Origin of the sequence: Thiocystis violascens DSM 198, from assembly GCF_000227745.2 — a bacterium.
Taxonomy (GTDB): domain Bacteria; phylum Pseudomonadota; class Gammaproteobacteria; order Chromatiales; family Chromatiaceae; genus Chromatium; species Chromatium violascens.
This window is the reverse complement of the sequence record NC_018012.1, coordinates 1,138,673-1,154,528: the sequence shown is the minus strand read 5'-3', so window position 1 is coordinate 1,154,528 and position 15,856 is coordinate 1,138,673. Positions and strand designations below refer to the sequence as shown.

Genomic DNA, 15,856 nt, shown 5'->3' with positions numbered 1-15,856 from the left:
CGTGGATCCCCGTTTCGTCCATTTGCATCTTCACTCCGAATACTCGCTGGTCGACGGACTGGTGCGGATCAAACCGCTGGTCAAGGCCGTGGCGGCGGCCGGGATGCCGGCGGTGGCCGTCACCGATCAGGTCAATCTCTTCTCGCTGGTGCGGTTTTACAAGGCCGCGGTCGGGGCCGGTCTCAAGCCGATCGCCGGGGCCGATCTCTGGGTGCGCAATCCGGAGGACGCGAACAAGCCCCATCGGCTGGTGCTGCTGGTTCAGGATGATCGGGGCTATGGCAATCTGACCCGACTGATCTCGCGCGGCTATGTGGAGGGTCAGCATCTGGGGCTGCCCCAGGTTGAGCCCGACTGGATCGAATCCGCCGCCGATGGCCTGATCGCGCTTTCGGGCGGTCCCCAGGGCGATGTCGCCCGAGCCCTGCTCAACGGACGGCCCGAGGTGGCCGAACGTCAGCTCGACCGTTGGCTGACCGCGTTCGGCGACCGCTATTATCTGGAGCTGGTCCGCACCGGCCGCGAGTCGGAGGCCGAACTGATCGAGTTGAGCGTCGATCTGGCGCTCCGCCGCGGCGTGCCCGTGGTCGCGACCAACGATGTGCGTTTTCTGGCGGCGAGCGATTTCGAGGCCCACGAGGCGCGGGTCTGCATCCACGAGGGGCGCACCCTGGACGATCCGCGCCGTCCTCGCCTCTACAGCGACGAGCAGTATCTGCGCACCCCGGGCGAGATGGCCGAACTCTTCGCCGATCTCCCGGAGGCGCTGGAAAACTCGGTCGAGATCGCCAAACGCTGCAATCTGGAACTGACGCTGGGCAAGAATTATCTGCCCGCCTTTCCGGTGCCGGCCGGGATGACGATCGATGCCTTTTTTGCCGAACAATCCCGCCAGGGGCTCGACTGGCGTCTGGAACGTATCCTCGACCGGGCCGCTCCCGATTTCGCCGAGCAGCGCCGCGCCTATGACGAACGTCTCGCGCTGGAACTCGACGTCATCGTCCAGATGGGTTTTCCCGGCTATTTCCTGATCGTCGCCGACTTTATCCAGTGGGCTAAGGACAACGGTATCCCGGTCGGGCCGGGGCGCGGTTCGGGCGCGGGGTCGCTGGTTGCCTACGCGCTCAAGATCACCGATCTGGATCCGATCGAGCATGATCTGCTGTTCGAGCGCTTCCTGAACCCCGAGCGGGTGTCCATGCCCGACTTCGACGTGGACTTCTGCATGGAAGGCCGCGACCGGGTCATCGACTATGTGGCCGACAAATACGGTCGCGAGGCGGTGTCGCAGATCATCACCTTCGGCACCATGGCGGCCAAGGCGGTGGTGCGCGATGTCGGGCGGGTGATGGGGCATCCCTACGGCTTCGTCGATCGGGTCGCCAAGATGGTGCCCTTCGAGCTGGGCATGACCCTCGGGAAGGCGCTGGCCGAGAGCGACGACCTCAAGCTCGCCTATCAGGACGACGAGGAAGTGCGCGCGCTCATCGACATGGCCCGCAAACTGGAGGGGTTGGCCCGCAACGCCGGCAAGCATGCCGGCGGGGTGGTGATCGCGCCCACCAAGCTGACCGACTTCGCGCCGCTCTACTGCGAGCCGGGCGGAGTGAATCTCGTCACCCAGTTCGACAAGGACGACGTCGAGCAGGTCGGTCTGGTCAAGTTCGACTTTCTGGGACTGCGCACGCTCACCATCATCGACTGGGCGCTCAAGACCATCAACCCTATCCGCCTGAGTCAGGGCGAGCCGCCGGTCGAGATCGACCGCATCGATGCGCACGACGAACGCGCCTTCAATCTGCTCAAGCAGTGTCAGACCACCGCCGTGTTTCAGCTCGAATCGCGCGGCATGAAAGAGCTGATCAAGAAGCTCCAGCCCGACAGCTTCGGCGACATCACCGCGCTGGTCGCGCTGTTCCGACCCGGCCCGTTGCAATCGGGCATGGTCGACGATTTCATCAACCGCAAGCATGGGCGCGCCGATGTCGCCTATCCGCATCCGGACCTGGAGCCCGTCCTCAAACCCACCTACGGCATCATCCTCTATCAGGAGCAGGTGATGCAGATCGCGCAGGTGCTGGCGGGGTATTCGCTGGGCGGGGCGGATTTACTTAGGCGCGCCATGGGAAAAAAGAAGGCGTCCGAGATGGACAAGCAGCGGGCGATCTTCGAGCAAGGCTCGGTCGCACGCGGGATCGATGCGTCGGTTGCGACTTATATTTTTGATTTAATGGATAAATTTGCGGGTTATGGATTTAACAAGACAGTACATCGCCTCACAAAAATCCGGACGCTAACCGGCGATCAACACATCGAGGATTGCCGCGCTGGCGACGTTGTTTTTAGCATGAATCCCGATGGCAGTCTTGTGCAATCCACGGTGGTTGTCCTGCACGATCATGGGCAAGTGCCTTTATGGTTAGTGGAATTTGACGATGGTACAAGCGAGCAATGCACCCTCGATCACAAATGGCTGACCGATGACGGGCAAGTTCCGCTCTGGAAAATCCTGCAAACGAATGAGCGAGTGTGGGGTACGGATCCCGCTGTTCGAGAACAGGGACAAGGCGAGTTGGCAGGGCATTTGGTGTTTCGGCAGCCTGTACGAGCCACTTTCGTGGGATGGCATCAAGGTTACGATCTCGAAGTAGACCATCCCGAACACAATTTTCTGCTTGCGTCGGGTCTGTGTTGCTCTAACTCCCACTCCGCCGCCTACGCCCTCGTCAGCTACCAAACCCTCTGGCTCAAGGCCCACTATCCGGCGGCCTTCATGGCGGCCGTGCTCTCCGCAGACATGGACAACACCGACAAGGTGGTGACCCTGATCGACGAGTGCCGGGCGATGAAGCTCCGAGTCGAGCCGCCGACCATCAATCGTTCCGCGTACCGCTTCACCATCGGCGACGCGGGCACCGTCATTTACGGCATGGGCGCGATCAAAGGGGTGGGCGAGGCGGCGATCGAATCCATCCTGGAGGTGCGCGCGGCGGGCGGGGATTTCCGCGACCTGTGGGATTTTTGTCGTCGGATCGACCTGCACAAGGTCAACCGGCGCGTGCTGGAGGCGCTGATCCGCGCCGGCGCGCTCGACGGACTCGGTCCCAATCGCGCGACCCTGATGGCGCAACTGCCCCTGGCGCTCAAGACCGCCGAGCAGCACAACGCCACCCAGGCCGCGGGGCAGACGGATCTGTTCGGCGCGCTGGAGCCGACCGCCGCGCCCCCGCTAGATCCGCAGTTGGCGAGCGAGATCCACGCCGATTGGGAGGACGAACAACGACTCCAGGGCGAGAAAGAGACGCTCGGGCTCTATCTGACCGGTCACCCCATCGACCGTTACGAGGCCGAGCTTAAGGCGATGGGCGGCGCCCGCATCGCCCGGCTGCTGGAGACCGACCGGGAGTTGGGGCGGCGGGATCGGCGCGATCGCGAGAAGCGTACCGTGGTGGGTCTGGTGGTCAGCGTACGTCATGGCAAGACCCAACGCGGGCGCATGGGCTCGGTGCTGCTCGATGACCGGACTGGGCGCATCGAGGCGACGGTCTTCTCCGAGCTTTACGATCAGTTCCGCAATCTGCTGGTTCCGGATCAACTTCTGAGCATCGCCGGGAGCTTGAATTTCGACGAGTTCCGCGATGCCTGGACCCTGCGCGCCGACGCTGTGCGAACCTTCGAGCAGGCGCGGGAGTCGGCGGCGGATCATCTGGCCCTGATTCTGGATCTCTCGGACCCGGCGGATTACGCCCAGGGCGCCGCGCGGATCGAGTCGCTGCGGGAGGCGCTCGCCGCCTTCCGCGATGGCGATCTGCCGGTGCGTCTGCGGTATCGCCGGCCCGGCGCGGTCGGCGATCTGATGCTGGGCAATGCCTGGCGCGTGCAGCCGACGGATGCCTTGCTGAAGCGGCTGCGGCAACTTTTGGGGTCGGATGCGGTGAAGGTTTCCTATGAACGGGTTCTGCTTTCCGCTCCGATGCCGGAGACGCAGACACGTCGTCTCGCGTCCGTTTAAGGTCACGAAGGATGTCTACATGTCGGGATTTTTCATCGTCAAGCGCGTGTTCGCCACTCTTCTCTTCAGTGCGGCGGTCGCCCTGCTGGTGCATCTGATCGGCGATCTGAATCGGGTCAAGACCCTCAAGACCGATCTTGCCGAGATCGAAAGTGTCCGATATGGCCTGCTGGATGCCGATCAATGGGTGTCGAAAATCTCGGCCATCGTCGAGCGACAGGTCAGCGAATTCGAGCTGACGGCGGAGAATCGGCCGCGCATCAAGAAGGTCGTGGAGCAGGTGCTCGAAACCATGCTGGTCGAGATCGAGCGCTATTTGCGTCAGCGGAACCTGAGCGGCGGCGGTACCTGGATGGATCAGCTTCAGGGTGTGCTGCAGCAGGGCGTCCAGGATCTGCTGATCGATTTCAGAAAGTTGCGCAAGAAGATCCCGCAATACGCGGATGCGGTGGTCGAGCAACTCGGTAAGCCCGAGGCGAAAGAGGAGATCAAGACGCAGGTGCTCGGTCTGCTGCGGCAATCGGCGGATTCGACCTTTGCCAGAACTGATCGCGCGCATCTGGAGGCGGTGTTCGTGCGTCAGGGTTGCATCGAGTCAGCGGCTTGTTCAGCGAAATTGGAGACCCTGATCCAGGCGGCGCGGTTGCCGGTGTTTCAGCAACTCGCGGGGTTGGCGGGGCTGGTGGCGGGGTTGTTCTTGATCTGTCTGAGCGGATCGGCGCGGATGGCCAAGAACATCGACCTGACGGTCGAATCGCGGCGGGGCAGGGGGGGATTCGATTCCTTCAAGCTCCTGCTGCTGACCGGGGCGATTCTGATCCTGCTCGTGGGCGGTCTGCTCACGCCGATGATCGAGATCGATGCCCGCATCGGCGAACTGCGTCTGGAATTTCTGGGCGAGCCTCTCGTCTTTACGAATCAGGTATTGTATTTCCAGAGCAAGAGCATCTTCGAGGTGGTGCGGATCCTGGCGGAGACCGGCGCCGCCGATATGCTGCTGGTGGCGGTGCTGATTACCCTGTTCAGCGTTATTTTTCCCGCACTCAAATTGATCGCGACCTATGTCTATTACTACGATTTCAGGCAGGCGCGCGGATCGGGCTGGGTTGGGTTTTTCGCGCTGCGCTCCGGTAAATGGTCGATGGCGGATGTGCTGGTGATCGCCATCTTCATGGCGTACATCGGGTTCGATGGGTTGGTGGCGAGTCAGCTCGGCAGTCTGGGGCGGGTTGGCGAGGGGGTGGAGCTGTTGACGACTAACGGGACGTCGCTGGAGCCGGGGTTTTATCTGTTTCTGTCCTTTGTGATGGCGAGTCTGCTGTTGTCGGCGGTGCTTGAGCGGGAGTTTGAGTAAAACCGCCTGGGAGCGCCGGCTTGTAGCCAGCGTTTCTTTTTGAGTGTTCGATCTTGTGTCGGAGATTGGGGGAGTCGGCTACAAGCCGGCTGCCCCAGGGCCGGCTGCAAGCCGGCGCTCCCAGGGGGCGGCTGCTTCAGATTCGGGAGATGGCGGCTTCCATCTCGTCCTTGATCGACTGTCCGGCAAGTTCGGGTTGGCTGCTCCGGACATCGATCCAGTGGATATACATGTCCTCGCCGTCCATTTCCAGGGTGATGGTGCCGGGGGTCAGGGTGATGCTGTTGGCGAGCATAAGGCGTTGATAAGGTCGGGTGAGGTTGGTTCGGACCTTCACGATGCCGGGGTTGATCGGTAGCCTGGGGTTCAATACTCGGCCGGCGACGTCGATGTTCGAGAGCACTAGGTTTTTCAGAAACACTGGGAGATAGGCCAAGAGTCCGAAGAGGCTCCAGGGTCTCTTTTCCTCGCTCGCCGGAATCGCTATCCAGACGATGGCCGCCGAGAGCGCGAGGCCGGCCAGCAGTTCCTGGATCTGAACGGAGTTGGTCAGGCCCAGCCAGACGATGAAGAGTACGGCACCCCATTGAAGTCGTTGCATGTTTAACGATCCTTTGGCATGTACAGAAAACTCCCAGCATCCTCGCTGGCATAGATGCAGTCGCTTTCGAGACGCAGCGAATCCGGGCCGCAGACATCGGTGCAGAGACCGCACCAGCAGCAGCGGCCGTAGTCGATCCGGGGCACCAGTCCGCTGGCGTTCTTGGGGTTGATTTCACCCACCGGCTCGACCATGTCGATGGCCTCGTTCATGCAGATATCCTGACAGTTCCCGCAACCCACGCAGAGACTGAGCGTGTTGAGGTGAAAGCCACGATAGCCCTCGACATCCTGACGTTTTTCGACGGGATAATTTAAGGTGTAGGGCTGCTTGATGCTGAACTTGAGCGCGCTGAAGGGGTGAATCAGCCCCTTTAGATCGAGATTCCAGGCCATGATGATGTTACCTTAGGTGCTTACAGTCGCAATTGTTTCCGAATCAACGCGCAGAGGCTGTCTTTGATCTCCGGGTGTCTGGGGACCGGTGCCTGCATGCCATTGGCCGGATTGACATAGATGTCGTGCCGACTGCCATGACGCTTGAGAGAGCAGCCAGCGGCGATCAGTTCACGCACGAAATCTCCACGCTTCACGCCACGTCCAGCAAGATTTGCTTGGTCAGCGCGGACGGACGGTGATCCTCGTCGCTTTCAAGCAGCATGCGATAGACGTCTTCGATGTTGGTTTCCAGTTCCTCCAAGTTTTCGCCTTGGCTGAAAACACCCGGAATTTCCTTTAATCGGCCAACATACCACCCGTCATCCTGCCAATATTCAAGTGTGAAAGGATGCTGCATCGGTACCTCGTCACGTTTAACGTTCAATTTCCGGCGGACAGATCCCCAGCGAGTTCATGATCAACGCGACATCCGACAACTGCGCGCCGACCAGCAGCGGCTCCAGCAGGGTGTAGGCATGGACGATGGACGGGCCGCGGACTTGCAGCCGGCGCAGATATTCGCTGTCGTCGCCAGCCATGTAAAAGCCGTAGGCGCCGCGCGCGGATTCGGTCTGCACAAAGGTTTCGCCCTTGGGAAGCTTGAACTTGCGGTGCTTGGGCAGTTTGCATTGAATCTCGCCCGCCGGCATCCGGTCGATGATCTGTCTCAGGATACGAATGCTCTGATCCATCTCGGCGCGGCGCACCAGCGCGCGGGCATAGGCGTCGCAGCCGGTCTGGGTCGGCACGTCGAACTCAAGCTGATCGTAGACCAGATAGGGCGAATCCCGGCGCACGTCGCGCTGGATGCCGCAGGCTCGAATGACCGGGCCGGTATAGCCGTTGGCGATGGCTTCGTCGCGTTTGACCACGCCGACGTTTTGCAGCCGTTTCTTCACCCCGGCGTTGTCGAAAAAGATGCGGTCGTATTCGGGCAGGCGACGTTCCAGCGTGTCGAGCAGATCGCGCAGACGGTCGAGAAAGCCATCGGGCAGGTCGCGCTTGACGCCGCCCGGATAGATGTACATGTGATACACTCGCCCGCCCGTCAGTTGCTCGAACAGATCCAGAATGAAATCGCGCTCGCCTACCGCCCATTGCGGGACGACTTCATGCCCGATCGAGCCGCCCTGGCCGGCCATCCAGAGATAATGGGCCTGGAGCCGCGCCATCTCCAGGACCATGACACGGATGTACTTGGCCCGCTCGCTGATCGTCAGCCCGGCCAGTTCCTCGACCCCGCGCGCGAAATTCTCTTCGTTGGGGTCTGGCTCTGGAACGCAGATCCGGCAGACGATGGTGAACGCCTGAATCGCCGTGCGTCGCTCGATCAGTTTTTCGAAGCCGCGATGCAGATAGCCGACATGGGTCGTGGCCTTGACGATGGTTTCGCCGTCAAGGTCCAGCTCCATGCTCATGTTGCCGGTGACGCCGGGGTGCTGCGGGCCGTGGAAGATTTTGATGGTCTCGTTCATGACGCGTCCCCGTTGTCCGGCTGTGCCGCGCTTTCCTGCTGGGCCTTGGCCGCCTTCTTGGCGTCCTTGAGCTGGCGAATCGCGTCGCGGACATCGCGATTGTCCTCGCGGCCCTCGCGCATCTCGTAGTTTTCCTGCACGAATTTCAGGGTGTCGAATTCGCGCCGCATGGGCGGGGTGTGGGGCCAGCCCTCCAGCATGAAGTCGCCAAGGCTCGGGTGTCCGACGACGGGAATGCCGAACATCTCATGCAGTTCGCGCTCGAAAATCTCGGCCTGCGGCCAGAGCGGGATGCAGGTCTCCAGTTCATCGCCCTCGCGGCCGATGTGCGTTTGCACCCCGAGGACGCGGTCGCGCCCGGCAGTTTCGAGCAGATAGGTCAAACCAAAAACCTCGTCCTCGATCCAGTCGGCGCAGGCGATGGTCGTCAGGGTCACGAAACCGTGTCCCTGTTTGAGCAGGACGAGCAGCGAAAAGAGCTGGGCCTTGGGGACGCGCAGGAAAGCCTGTCGCTCGCCGCGCTGAGTCTGTGCGAGGATCTCGAAGCCGTGAAGCTGTGGCAGGAGTGCGTCCAGCATCAGGCGAGGTCTCCGGTGTGATACCAATCGTAGGTGTAGTCGGGCGGCATGTTGTCGCCGAGCACCTTGCGCTGATTGGCCTTGTACCAGTCGATGTTTTCGCGATAGTGCGCGTAACCGCCTTTGTCGCCGCGCTTGATCCGCTTTTGCAGGGCCACGAAGCCCTCGATCAGCGCCTCGGGGCGCGGCATGCAGCCATTGATGTACATATCGACCGGAAGATAGTGATCCAACTGCTTGATGGTGTTGTAGGAGTCCCAGTACATCCCGCCGTTGATGGCGCAACTGCCGAGCGCGATGACGTATTTGGGTTCCTGCATCTGTTCGTAGCTGCGAATGACCCGCTTGAGTGTCTTGATCGCGAGATAGCCGCTGACCACCAGCACGTCGGCCTGGCGCGGGGTGGGCGCGCCGACGATGCCGAAGCGTTCGGCGTCGAAGCGGCTGGTCATCAATGGGCGCATCTCGATCGCCCCACAGCCGGTGCCGTAGGCGAGCACGAAGAGGCTGCGCTGACGAAACCAGGCGACCAGGCGGTCAAGGATGCCGAATTCGCTGTTCGGCTGACCAAGCGAATCCTCCAGCATCCGCTGCTCGCACTGAAATCCTTCGCATTCGTTCTTGTGATACATTTTTTAAACCGCGTCCAGAGTGAATTGCGAAATTCTCATATTGTGTCCAGCTTTGGGGGTTTTTCCGGCTTCGGTTGAGACAGGGTTTAAAACTTTATATTTTTTAAAATTTTAAACCGCGTCAGCTCCGACATTTATCAATGCTGCCGAGGCCAAACCAATCCCAAAAAACCGCATATACCGCGCTAGGCGCGGTTTAACTCCAGGGCAACCAGACGGTTGCGATGACCCCAAGGACACCCAGCGCGAGGGGGATTTTCCAGAAAAAATCCACTGTCTGCTCGGTCTTGAGGCGCGGAAAGGCCAGACTGATCATGGCGGTCAACAGAAAGAGCGCGAACGCCTTGGCAATCAACACCGGCACCGTGGTGGCGCCGCCCAGAAAGAGATCGACGATCAGCACCAGCTTGGCGACGGTCATCATCATGTTCTGGGTCATGAGGATGCCCAGCAGTCGCCCGCCGAACTCGACCCGGGGTCCGGCATAAACCTCGACCGGTGCGCCGACCACATCGAAGGGCGAGGCGTTCTGGCTGGCGATGAAGGGCAACAGCATAACGAAGAAGGCAATCGGATTGGTGAAAAGGTTCCAATTGGCGATGCCGTCCTGCGCGGCCATGATGACGTGCACCGAGGCGCTCTCGTGTTGCAGCATCACCAGTGCCAGACCAAGAAAGAACGGCACTTCCAGCCCCATCAGACGGGTGAGCCCGCGGGTCACGCCCATCACGCCATAGGGGTTGCCGCTGGAGCCGACGGCGAGCGCGTTACCGAGCGGGCCGACGACTAGCAGATAAATGATCAGGATCAGGTTGCCGGACTGCGAAAAGCCCTGGAGCCAGATGGAGTCCTTGAGGAAGGGAACGAAGAGCACCGTGGTGATCGCGCCCGCCATAATGATCATGGGGCCAAAGAAAAACATGGCGCCATGACTGAGGGTCTCCGACTTGAACAGAAACTTCATGTTATCGAAGAAGTTCTGCCAGATGCTCGGTCCCCAGCGGCGTTGCACGCGGGCGTTGAACTGGCGGTAGAAGCCATAGAAGAGGAAGCCCATGACATAGCTCATGCCGAGCATGGCCAGAGCGTCGAGGAGGTGATGGATCATGTCAGGCTCCGGTCAGGGTCTGGACGGTCAGGGTGGCGGCCAGGATCAGGACGGCGAGCAGGATCCAGGTCTGCGGATTGCCCGAATAGAGCCCGCTCAGAAGTCCGGCCGCGGCCTGGGTCTGGCGGACCAGACCGGCATAGAAACCCTGTGTGCTGTGACTCAGAATCCAGCCCACCAGCGGGATACGGCGCAGTTCGCGACCCATGCCGGCACCATAATGCAAAGGTGTGTCGGCGGTTGGAACCTCGCCCGCATAACTGAGATCGTAGGGACTGCCCGCCTGACGCATCCGCCCGCGCAGCAGGAAAAAGATCGCCGTCACCAGCACGAAGACCGTCGCGAACACCGACATCAGCACCACGCCGTCATAGCCGCCATAGGCGGTGGCGAGTTGTCCCCAGGCCGGCGCGCCGATGGGCGCCATCCCCAAGGCGGTCAGGACGGGATCGATGAGGATCTCGATGGCCCAGCCCGGAAAGATCCCGAGCCCGACCAGCAAGCCCATCAGGACGATCTGCGGGACGAGATACTGCCAGGGCGCCTCGGTGGCCACCTTCGCCTCGGGCGAATTCGCATGACCCAGGAAGGGACCGTAGATCAGCTTGTAGCAATAGACGAAGGCCGCCGTGCTGGAGAGGATCATGGCGGCGAGCAGCAGCAGCCACTGGGCGTCCAGCAGCGAAACGTAGATCAGGTATTTCGACGCGAACCCCGGCAGCGGCGGCATGCCGGCCAGACCGATGATGCCGATCAGGACGCCGAAAAAGGAGATCGGCATCCGCCCGATGAGTTGGCCGAGGTCGATGAAACGGCGGTGTCCGGTTTGCAGGACGATCCCGGCAATCGCGATGAACAGCAGCAGCTTGACCAGGGTATGCACCAGCGAGTGAAACAACGCGCCGCCGATGGCCAGCGAACTGCCGACCCCGATCGCGGTCACGATATAGCCGACCTGCGCGATGGAGGAATAGGCCAGCAGGCGCTTCATGTCCTCCTGCGAGATCGCCTTGAAGGTGGCGACGATGGAGGTGATGACCCCGATCCAGGCCAGCGCGTAACCCGCCGCCGGACCCTTGAGAAACTGGCCGAAGAGTCCCGCGAGTCCCTCCGGGAAGAGCGTCAGCAGGAGGATCAGCGCATAGATCCCCATCTTCGACATCAGCGCCGAGAGGAAGGCGCTGAACACATCGGGCGCCTGATCGTAGCTGCGCGGCACCCAGAGATGCAGCGGCAGGGCGCCGACCTTGATCAGGAAGGCGAGACCGAAAAGCGTGACCAGCGACAGCGTTTGCAGGGTATCCAATCCGGTGACGGCGTGAATCCTGAACTCGCCGGTGAGGCTGTAGAAGACCAGAATCCCCGCCAGCAGCAGGAAGGCGGAGGCGAGATTGAACAGGATATAGGACTGCGCGCCTTCCAGATTGGTGCGCGGAGAGCGCAGCAGAAGCAGATAGCTGCTCCAGGTCATGATCTCCCAGCCGACGAAGAAGCCGATGAAATCGCCCGCGAGCAGCAGGAGCTGCATGCCCAGCAACAACAGCGCGTAGAGCGCATAGGCTGGTTCGTCGCGCGGCCCGCGCAACATTGGCAGGGCCACGAGAGGCGCCCCAAGCGCCAGCAACAGCAGGAAAAAACCCGACACCGGATTGAGGTCGAACAGCAGCGTGATCTCGCCAAACAGCGGCCACGCAACGCCGCTGTCCCAGGTCAGCAGGGTCATGGCGGGCGTCAGCGAGAGGGCGAGAAAGAGCAATTTGACGATCAGGTTCATGGCTGAACTCCCAGCACGCTTTCCAAAATGGCCCCGCGTCCCAGCAGTGCCCTAGCGGCCTGCACGAACCAGTCTTCCAGCAGGAAGGGCGCCACGCCCAGTAACAGCAGCAGACCCGCGATCAGCAGCAGCGGTGCATAGGCCCAGTCACCCTCGGGCTGTCCCGCTGTCACGGGCGATTCGGGCGCGTAAAAGACCTTGATCCAGCGGAAGTAATACCCGGCTTCCAGCAGCGCGGCCAGCAGGATCAGCGCGATGGGCCAGAAGACCTGCGCCTCGGCGAAGCCCTTGAGGATCCAGAGCTTGCTCGCGAAGCCGCTCAGCGGCGGCAGGCCCAGCACGGCCAGCGCGCCGAGCACGAACAGCCCGGCCGCCAACGGCATGGCGCGCCCGAGACCTTGAAGAGCCGCCAGACGAACCGACAGAAAACGTCGAAGCATCAACGCGGTCAGCAGGAACAGCAGCAGCTTGATCAGGGTGTGATTGACCATGTGAAAGAGCGCGCCGGCGGTCGTCGCCTCGGACGCGAAACCGAGCGCCAGTGTGATCAGACCCACCTGACCGAGCGAGGAATAGGCAAGCATGCGGCGCAGATCCTGTTGGCGCAGCGCCACGGCCTCCGCGACGATCATGGTGAGCGCGCCCAGCGCCATCAGCCAGGTTCGCGCCACGGTGGGATCGGCCAGCAGCAGGAACACCAGATGGAAAAGGACGAACAGGAATGCCTTGACCAGCACGCCCGAAAACAGCGCGGTGATTTCTGGATCGGCGCCCCGGTAGATATCCGGCACCCAGAAGTTGAAGGGGAACAGTTCCGCCTTGATGCCCAGGCCGATCAACATCAGCAGACCGATGAGGATCTGCATCGAGGCCGGGATGCCAGCGAAATCGCGGGCGAGTGCGGCCATGTTCAATTGGCCGGTTTGTAGATACAAAAGAACGATGGCGAACAGGAAAAAGATCGCGGCGACCGAACCGATGATCAGATATTTAAGTCCCGCCTCAAGGGCCGACTTGTCGCGCCGTAGCGCGGTCAGCGCATAGGCACTGACGCCAGAAATTTCCAGAAAGACATAGAGATTGAAGAGGTCGCCGGTCAGCACCATGCCGTTGCTGCCCGCGATCAGGAGCAGGATGAGGATAAAAGCCGGACGCTCGCGCAAATGGGGTTCGCTGTTGCCCAGCCAGACAAAGGCCGCGACCAGCGCGCCGGCCAGGTTGAACAGCGCGATCAGCAACAGCGAGACGGCATCCAGATGCAGATGAATCCCCAACGGCGGGGCAATGACGATGGTTTCCAGGAAGGGCGCGGTGCGCACGGCCGGAAACCACGACAAAGCCAGGGCGAACAGTGCGACATGGGCACCCAGCAAGATTGGCATAAGCAGACGCAGCCGTACCCACAGCGGCGACAGAAAGGCCAGCAGCAGGGGGAGGGCGATGAACCAGAGGGGCGTGAAATGCAGTGTCATCGTCAATCCTTCAATTCAGTCATCGCATCGACGCCAACATGGCCGGTCAGCCGGTGATATTGAATCGCCATTGAGGTGCCTAGCGCCGTCACCGCGACGCCGATCACGATGGCGGTCAGGGTCAGCGCCTGCGGGATCGGGTCGGCCATGCCGGTAAACGTCAACAGGCCATCCGAGAGAATTGGCGCGGTTTCGCCGGGTGAGGTGGCGAGCGCGATCAGGATCAGATAGACCGCGAGTTCCATGATCTCGATGCTGACAAAGATCTTCAGTAGATGCCGCTTGGCCAGCAGGCCATAGAGACCGATAAAAAACAGGGCGAGACTCCCCAGTAGGTAGATGCTATGCAGCACCCTGGGGCTATCGAGAAATTCCAGCATGGTTACAGTTCCTTGGCGGCGAATGCGTGATCTGGCGCGTGATCCGGTTCGAGCATGTCCTGGAAGATCGCGCCAACCTCCGCGCCGACCTTGATGCCGACCAGCAGATAGACCAGCGGAATGACACCGGCGCTGACGAGTTGGCCCATGGCCTCGACTGGATGGGGCAGGAAGTTCCCGAGAAAGGTCGCCGTGCTCAGGATGACCAGACCCAGCATTCCGAACAGCACGAACCCACCGCCGGCGAAGGACTCGAACCAGCCGAGCCGCGCATGATCGAGGGTGAATTCGGGGTCGGCGATCATTCGCAGGAAAAAGGCAGTGGCGACGATCACCCCGCCCTGAAATCCGCCGCCGGGCGAGAGATGGCCATGCAGGACGACATAGACGCCCAGCATCAGCAGGGGCGGGAAGATCAGGCGCGTTCCTGTCACCATTACCTCGTTGGGGTGACTGTTGCGGTCGCGGGGAACGGGGGATGACGTCAGCCCGCCCGTGAACAGCAGCCCCACGCCGGTCGCGGCCAGAAACAGCACCGTCACCTCGCCGAGGGTATCGAAACCGCGATAGCTCACCACCACCGAGGTCACGGCATTGGCGGAAGCGGTTTCGCTGTTGCGCGCCAGCAGGGTGTCGCCGACGCCAGTCGTCAGTCCGTCAAGACCATGATTGAGCAGAATCGTCAGGTGCAGCATCAGCAGCCAGCCGCAGAGCAGGATCAGCAGCAGGGTCTGGACGCGGAAGCGTTTACGTAGCGGGACGTGGCTCATTGCAGATCCTTCTTCTCGGCGCGGCCAAGCTGGCGCACGCCCATCAACATCACAAAGCTGCTCGCCGCCACCCCGATGGCCGCCTCGGTCAGCGCGACATCGGGCGCCTGGAGCAGAAAGAACTGACCGACCGCGCCCAGGCTCAGGAGCGACAGGCCAAGGGCGGATTGCAGGAGGTCCGTCTGAAGGATGGCCATGATGGCCGCGCCGATCATCCAGGCAAAGAACACAATGGCGAGTAATCCGGTCATGCCGTGACCTCCTCGATGGGTGTTTCCTGTGTCCGCGCGGCTTTTCGTTCGGCGCACGCATCACAGGCGAGCGGCACCATCTGAGCGCCGCTGCGGTAAGCCGCCCGCGCCAGCACCGAGGAACTCAGCGGATTGGTCAGCAGGATAAAGACCGCGATGATCAGGAGCTTCGGTGCCCAGGCGGGCATCAGACAGGCCGCGCCGAGCAGCATCAGCAGCGAACCCAGCGTCGACGCCTTCGCGCCAGCGTGCATGCGGGTCAAGACATCGGGCATGCGAATCAGCCCCAGGCCGCTGACCCAAAAGAAAAACAGGCCTCCAGACATCAAGAGATAGCCCAGATACTCCACTTAAACCCCCTTTTCCAGAAAACGACTGAACAGGATGACGCCCGCGAATCCGATCACCGCGAAGATCAAGGCCACGTCGAGATAAATGCTGCGCTGATAAAACAGCGACAGCAGCGTCAGCAGCGCAATGACCAGAATGCTGAGCGTATCCAGCGCGAGGATGCGGTTCGCGGCATCGGGGCCTTTGAAAAAACGCCAGAGAATCATCAGGATCGGTGGCAGAAGCAGGAAAATCATGACGACGAGCATGAGCGGTACCTTGTGCGGTTGCGGCGATCGGGTATCCCGGCGACAGTCCCTAGGGAGCAACGACGCCCGCCAGCAGCCAACCTCGCGGCTCACGCAACGCCGCGAAATTAAACGGCGTTGACTCCGATGCTGGCAGGTTGGTGCCAAACAGGCTGATCGCTCGAAACGACGCATCCCGTCATGGACGCCGTTGAGTAGGGTGGCAATCGAGGCTTGGGAATCGCGCGACTGGGTTGCGAGTGTGGTGCACTCTGGCTGCGGTCGTTAGTGACGTGCTAACGCTCCGCAGCCAGAGCCGATGATCGGAGCATTTTATAGCGGACACCGAAACCAATACAGCGTTTTCTAATTCTACAATGTACTTGTGGAGCGAAAACCCGCGCGAAATGTGCCGCCGATCGCATCAAACATCT

17 protein-coding genes are annotated in these 15,856 nt (G+C 61.3%); 2 read left to right on the top strand and 15 right to left on the bottom strand.

The features are described 5' to 3' along the window. Nucleotide 1: 1 nt before the first annotated feature. Complete coding sequence (gene dnaE, locus THIVI_RS05190; RefSeq protein WP_014777580.1) at nucleotides 2–4,012, top strand: DNA polymerase III subunit alpha; 4,011 nt, start codon at nucleotides 2–4, stop codon at nucleotides 4,010–4,012. Nucleotides 4,013–4,031: 19 nt separating this feature from the next. Next, on the top strand, nucleotides 4,032–5,366 hold the full coding sequence (locus tag THIVI_RS05185; RefSeq protein WP_014777579.1) for a paraquat-inducible protein A: 1,335 nt from the start codon (nucleotides 4,032–4,034) through the stop codon (nucleotides 5,364–5,366). A gap of 136 nt (nucleotides 5,367–5,502) precedes the next feature. Here the strand turns inward: THIVI_RS05185 and THIVI_RS05180 are convergent, their stop codons facing one another. From THIVI_RS05180 to THIVI_RS05115, 15 genes are all read right to left on the bottom strand, one after another. Continuing rightward, nucleotides 5,503–5,967 carry a Na+/H+ antiporter subunit E gene (locus tag THIVI_RS05180; protein ID WP_014777578.1) on the bottom strand — a complete coding sequence of 155 codons (465 nt, stop codon included), beginning with the start codon at nucleotides 5,965–5,967 and terminating at the stop codon, nucleotides 5,503–5,505. 2 nt (nucleotides 5,968–5,969) lie between these two features. Then, the gene (locus THIVI_RS05175) at nucleotides 5,970–6,362 is read right to left on the bottom strand and encodes a 4Fe-4S dicluster domain-containing protein (protein ID WP_014777577.1); all 393 of its coding nucleotides are present in this window, start codon (nucleotides 6,360–6,362) and stop codon (nucleotides 5,970–5,972) included. 20 nt (nucleotides 6,363–6,382) lie between these two features. Then, nucleotides 6,383–6,541 (bottom strand): type II toxin-antitoxin system HicA family toxin, encoded by a 159-nt coding sequence (locus tag THIVI_RS23365; protein WP_245537378.1) that lies wholly within the window; start codon nucleotides 6,539–6,541, stop codon nucleotides 6,383–6,385. A gap of 14 nt (nucleotides 6,542–6,555) precedes the next feature. Beyond that, a complete protein-coding gene (locus tag THIVI_RS05170; RefSeq protein WP_014777575.1) occupies nucleotides 6,556–6,762 on the bottom strand; it encodes a type II toxin-antitoxin system HicB family antitoxin in 207 nt (68 codons plus the stop codon). Nucleotides 6,763–6,778: 16 nt separating this feature from the next. Beyond that, nucleotides 6,779–7,879 carry an NADH-quinone oxidoreductase subunit D gene (locus tag THIVI_RS05165; RefSeq protein WP_014777574.1) on the bottom strand — a complete coding sequence of 367 codons (1,101 nt, stop codon included), beginning with the start codon at nucleotides 7,877–7,879 and terminating at the stop codon, nucleotides 6,779–6,781. After that, nucleotides 7,876–8,457 (bottom strand): NADH-quinone oxidoreductase subunit C, encoded by a 582-nt coding sequence (locus THIVI_RS05160; protein ID WP_014777573.1) that lies wholly within the window; start codon nucleotides 8,455–8,457, stop codon nucleotides 7,876–7,878. Before THIVI_RS05160 ends, THIVI_RS05165 begins: the two co-directional genes overlap by 4 nt. Then, nucleotides 8,457–9,089: an NADH-quinone oxidoreductase subunit B gene (locus tag THIVI_RS05155; RefSeq protein ID WP_014777572.1), complete on the bottom strand. Its 633-nt coding sequence runs from the start codon at nucleotides 9,087–9,089 to the stop codon at nucleotides 8,457–8,459. The genes THIVI_RS05160 and THIVI_RS05155 overlap by 1 nt, the downstream gene beginning before the upstream one ends. A 196-nt stretch (nucleotides 9,090–9,285) precedes the next feature. Next, nucleotides 9,286–10,197: a respiratory chain complex I subunit 1 family protein gene (locus THIVI_RS05150; RefSeq protein ID WP_014777571.1), complete on the bottom strand. Its 912-nt coding sequence runs from the start codon at nucleotides 10,195–10,197 to the stop codon at nucleotides 9,286–9,288. 1 nt (nucleotide 10,198) lies between these two features. Next, nucleotides 10,199–11,971 carry a proton-conducting transporter transmembrane domain-containing protein gene (locus THIVI_RS05145; RefSeq protein WP_014777570.1) on the bottom strand — a complete coding sequence of 591 codons (1,773 nt, stop codon included), beginning with the start codon at nucleotides 11,969–11,971 and terminating at the stop codon, nucleotides 10,199–10,201. Further along, nucleotides 11,968–13,443 carry a complex I subunit 5 family protein gene (locus THIVI_RS05140; RefSeq protein ID WP_014777569.1) on the bottom strand — a complete coding sequence of 492 codons (1,476 nt, stop codon included), beginning with the start codon at nucleotides 13,441–13,443 and terminating at the stop codon, nucleotides 11,968–11,970. Before THIVI_RS05140 ends, THIVI_RS05145 begins: the two co-directional genes overlap by 4 nt. 2 nt (nucleotides 13,444–13,445) lie before the next feature. Then, complete coding sequence (locus THIVI_RS05135; protein ID WP_014777568.1) at nucleotides 13,446–13,823, bottom strand: sodium:proton antiporter; 378 nt, start codon at nucleotides 13,821–13,823, stop codon at nucleotides 13,446–13,448. Between the two features lie 2 nt (nucleotides 13,824–13,825). Continuing rightward, nucleotides 13,826–14,593: a hydrogen gas-evolving membrane-bound hydrogenase subunit E gene (gene mbhE / locus THIVI_RS05130; protein WP_014777567.1), complete on the bottom strand. Its 768-nt coding sequence runs from the start codon at nucleotides 14,591–14,593 to the stop codon at nucleotides 13,826–13,828. Further along, on the bottom strand, nucleotides 14,590–14,844 hold the full coding sequence (locus THIVI_RS05125; RefSeq protein WP_014777566.1) for a Na(+)/H(+) antiporter subunit B: 255 nt from the start codon (nucleotides 14,842–14,844) through the stop codon (nucleotides 14,590–14,592). Before THIVI_RS05125 ends, mbhE begins: the two co-directional genes overlap by 4 nt. Beyond that, nucleotides 14,841–15,194, bottom strand: a complete 354-nt coding sequence (gene mnhG, locus THIVI_RS05120; protein ID WP_014777565.1) for a monovalent cation/H(+) antiporter subunit G — start codon at nucleotides 15,192–15,194, stop codon at nucleotides 14,841–14,843. Before mnhG ends, THIVI_RS05125 begins: the two co-directional genes overlap by 4 nt. After that, nucleotides 15,195–15,443, bottom strand: a complete 249-nt coding sequence (locus tag THIVI_RS05115; RefSeq protein ID WP_014777564.1) for an MrpF/PhaF family protein — start codon at nucleotides 15,441–15,443, stop codon at nucleotides 15,195–15,197. Nucleotides 15,444–15,856: the final 413 nt, after the last annotated feature.

What these genes read in the sequence shown, in the direction of transcription:
- THIVI_RS05185 (WP_014777579.1), top strand. Translation starts at nt 4,032, where the DNA reads ATGTCGGGATTTTTCATCGTCAAGCGCGTGTTCGCCACTCTTCTCTTC.
- THIVI_RS05180 (WP_014777578.1), bottom strand. Translation starts at nt 5,967, where the DNA reads ATGCAACGACTTCAATGGGGTGCCGTACTCTTCATCGTCTGGCTGGGC.
- THIVI_RS05175 (WP_014777577.1), bottom strand. Translation starts at nt 6,362, where the DNA reads ATGGCCTGGAATCTCGATCTAAAGGGGCTGATTCACCCCTTCAGCGCG.
- THIVI_RS05170 (WP_014777575.1), bottom strand. Translation starts at nt 6,762, where the DNA reads ATGCAGCATCCTTTCACACTTGAATATTGGCAGGATGACGGGTGGTAT.
- THIVI_RS05165 (WP_014777574.1), bottom strand. Translation starts at nt 7,879, where the DNA reads ATGAACGAGACCATCAAAATCTTCCACGGCCCGCAGCACCCCGGCGTC.
- THIVI_RS05160 (WP_014777573.1), bottom strand. Translation starts at nt 8,457, where the DNA reads ATGCTGGACGCACTCCTGCCACAGCTTCACGGCTTCGAGATCCTCGCA.
- THIVI_RS05155 (WP_014777572.1), bottom strand. Translation starts at nt 9,089, where the DNA reads ATGTATCACAAGAACGAATGCGAAGGATTTCAGTGCGAGCAGCGGATG.
- THIVI_RS05150 (WP_014777571.1), bottom strand. Translation starts at nt 10,197, where the DNA reads ATGATCCATCACCTCCTCGACGCTCTGGCCATGCTCGGCATGAGCTAT.
- THIVI_RS05145 (WP_014777570.1), bottom strand. Translation starts at nt 11,971, where the DNA reads ATGAACCTGATCGTCAAATTGCTCTTTCTCGCCCTCTCGCTGACGCCC.
- THIVI_RS05140 (WP_014777569.1), bottom strand. Translation starts at nt 13,443, where the DNA reads ATGACACTGCATTTCACGCCCCTCTGGTTCATCGCCCTCCCCCTGCTG.
- THIVI_RS05135 (WP_014777568.1), bottom strand. Translation starts at nt 13,823, where the DNA reads ATGCTGGAATTTCTCGATAGCCCCAGGGTGCTGCATAGCATCTACCTA.
- mbhE (WP_014777567.1), bottom strand. Translation starts at nt 14,593, where the DNA reads ATGAGCCACGTCCCGCTACGTAAACGCTTCCGCGTCCAGACCCTGCTG.
- THIVI_RS05125 (WP_014777566.1), bottom strand. Translation starts at nt 14,844, where the DNA reads ATGACCGGATTACTCGCCATTGTGTTCTTTGCCTGGATGATCGGCGCG.
- THIVI_RS05115 (WP_014777564.1), bottom strand. Translation starts at nt 15,443, where the DNA reads ATGCTCGTCGTCATGATTTTCCTGCTTCTGCCACCGATCCTGATGATT.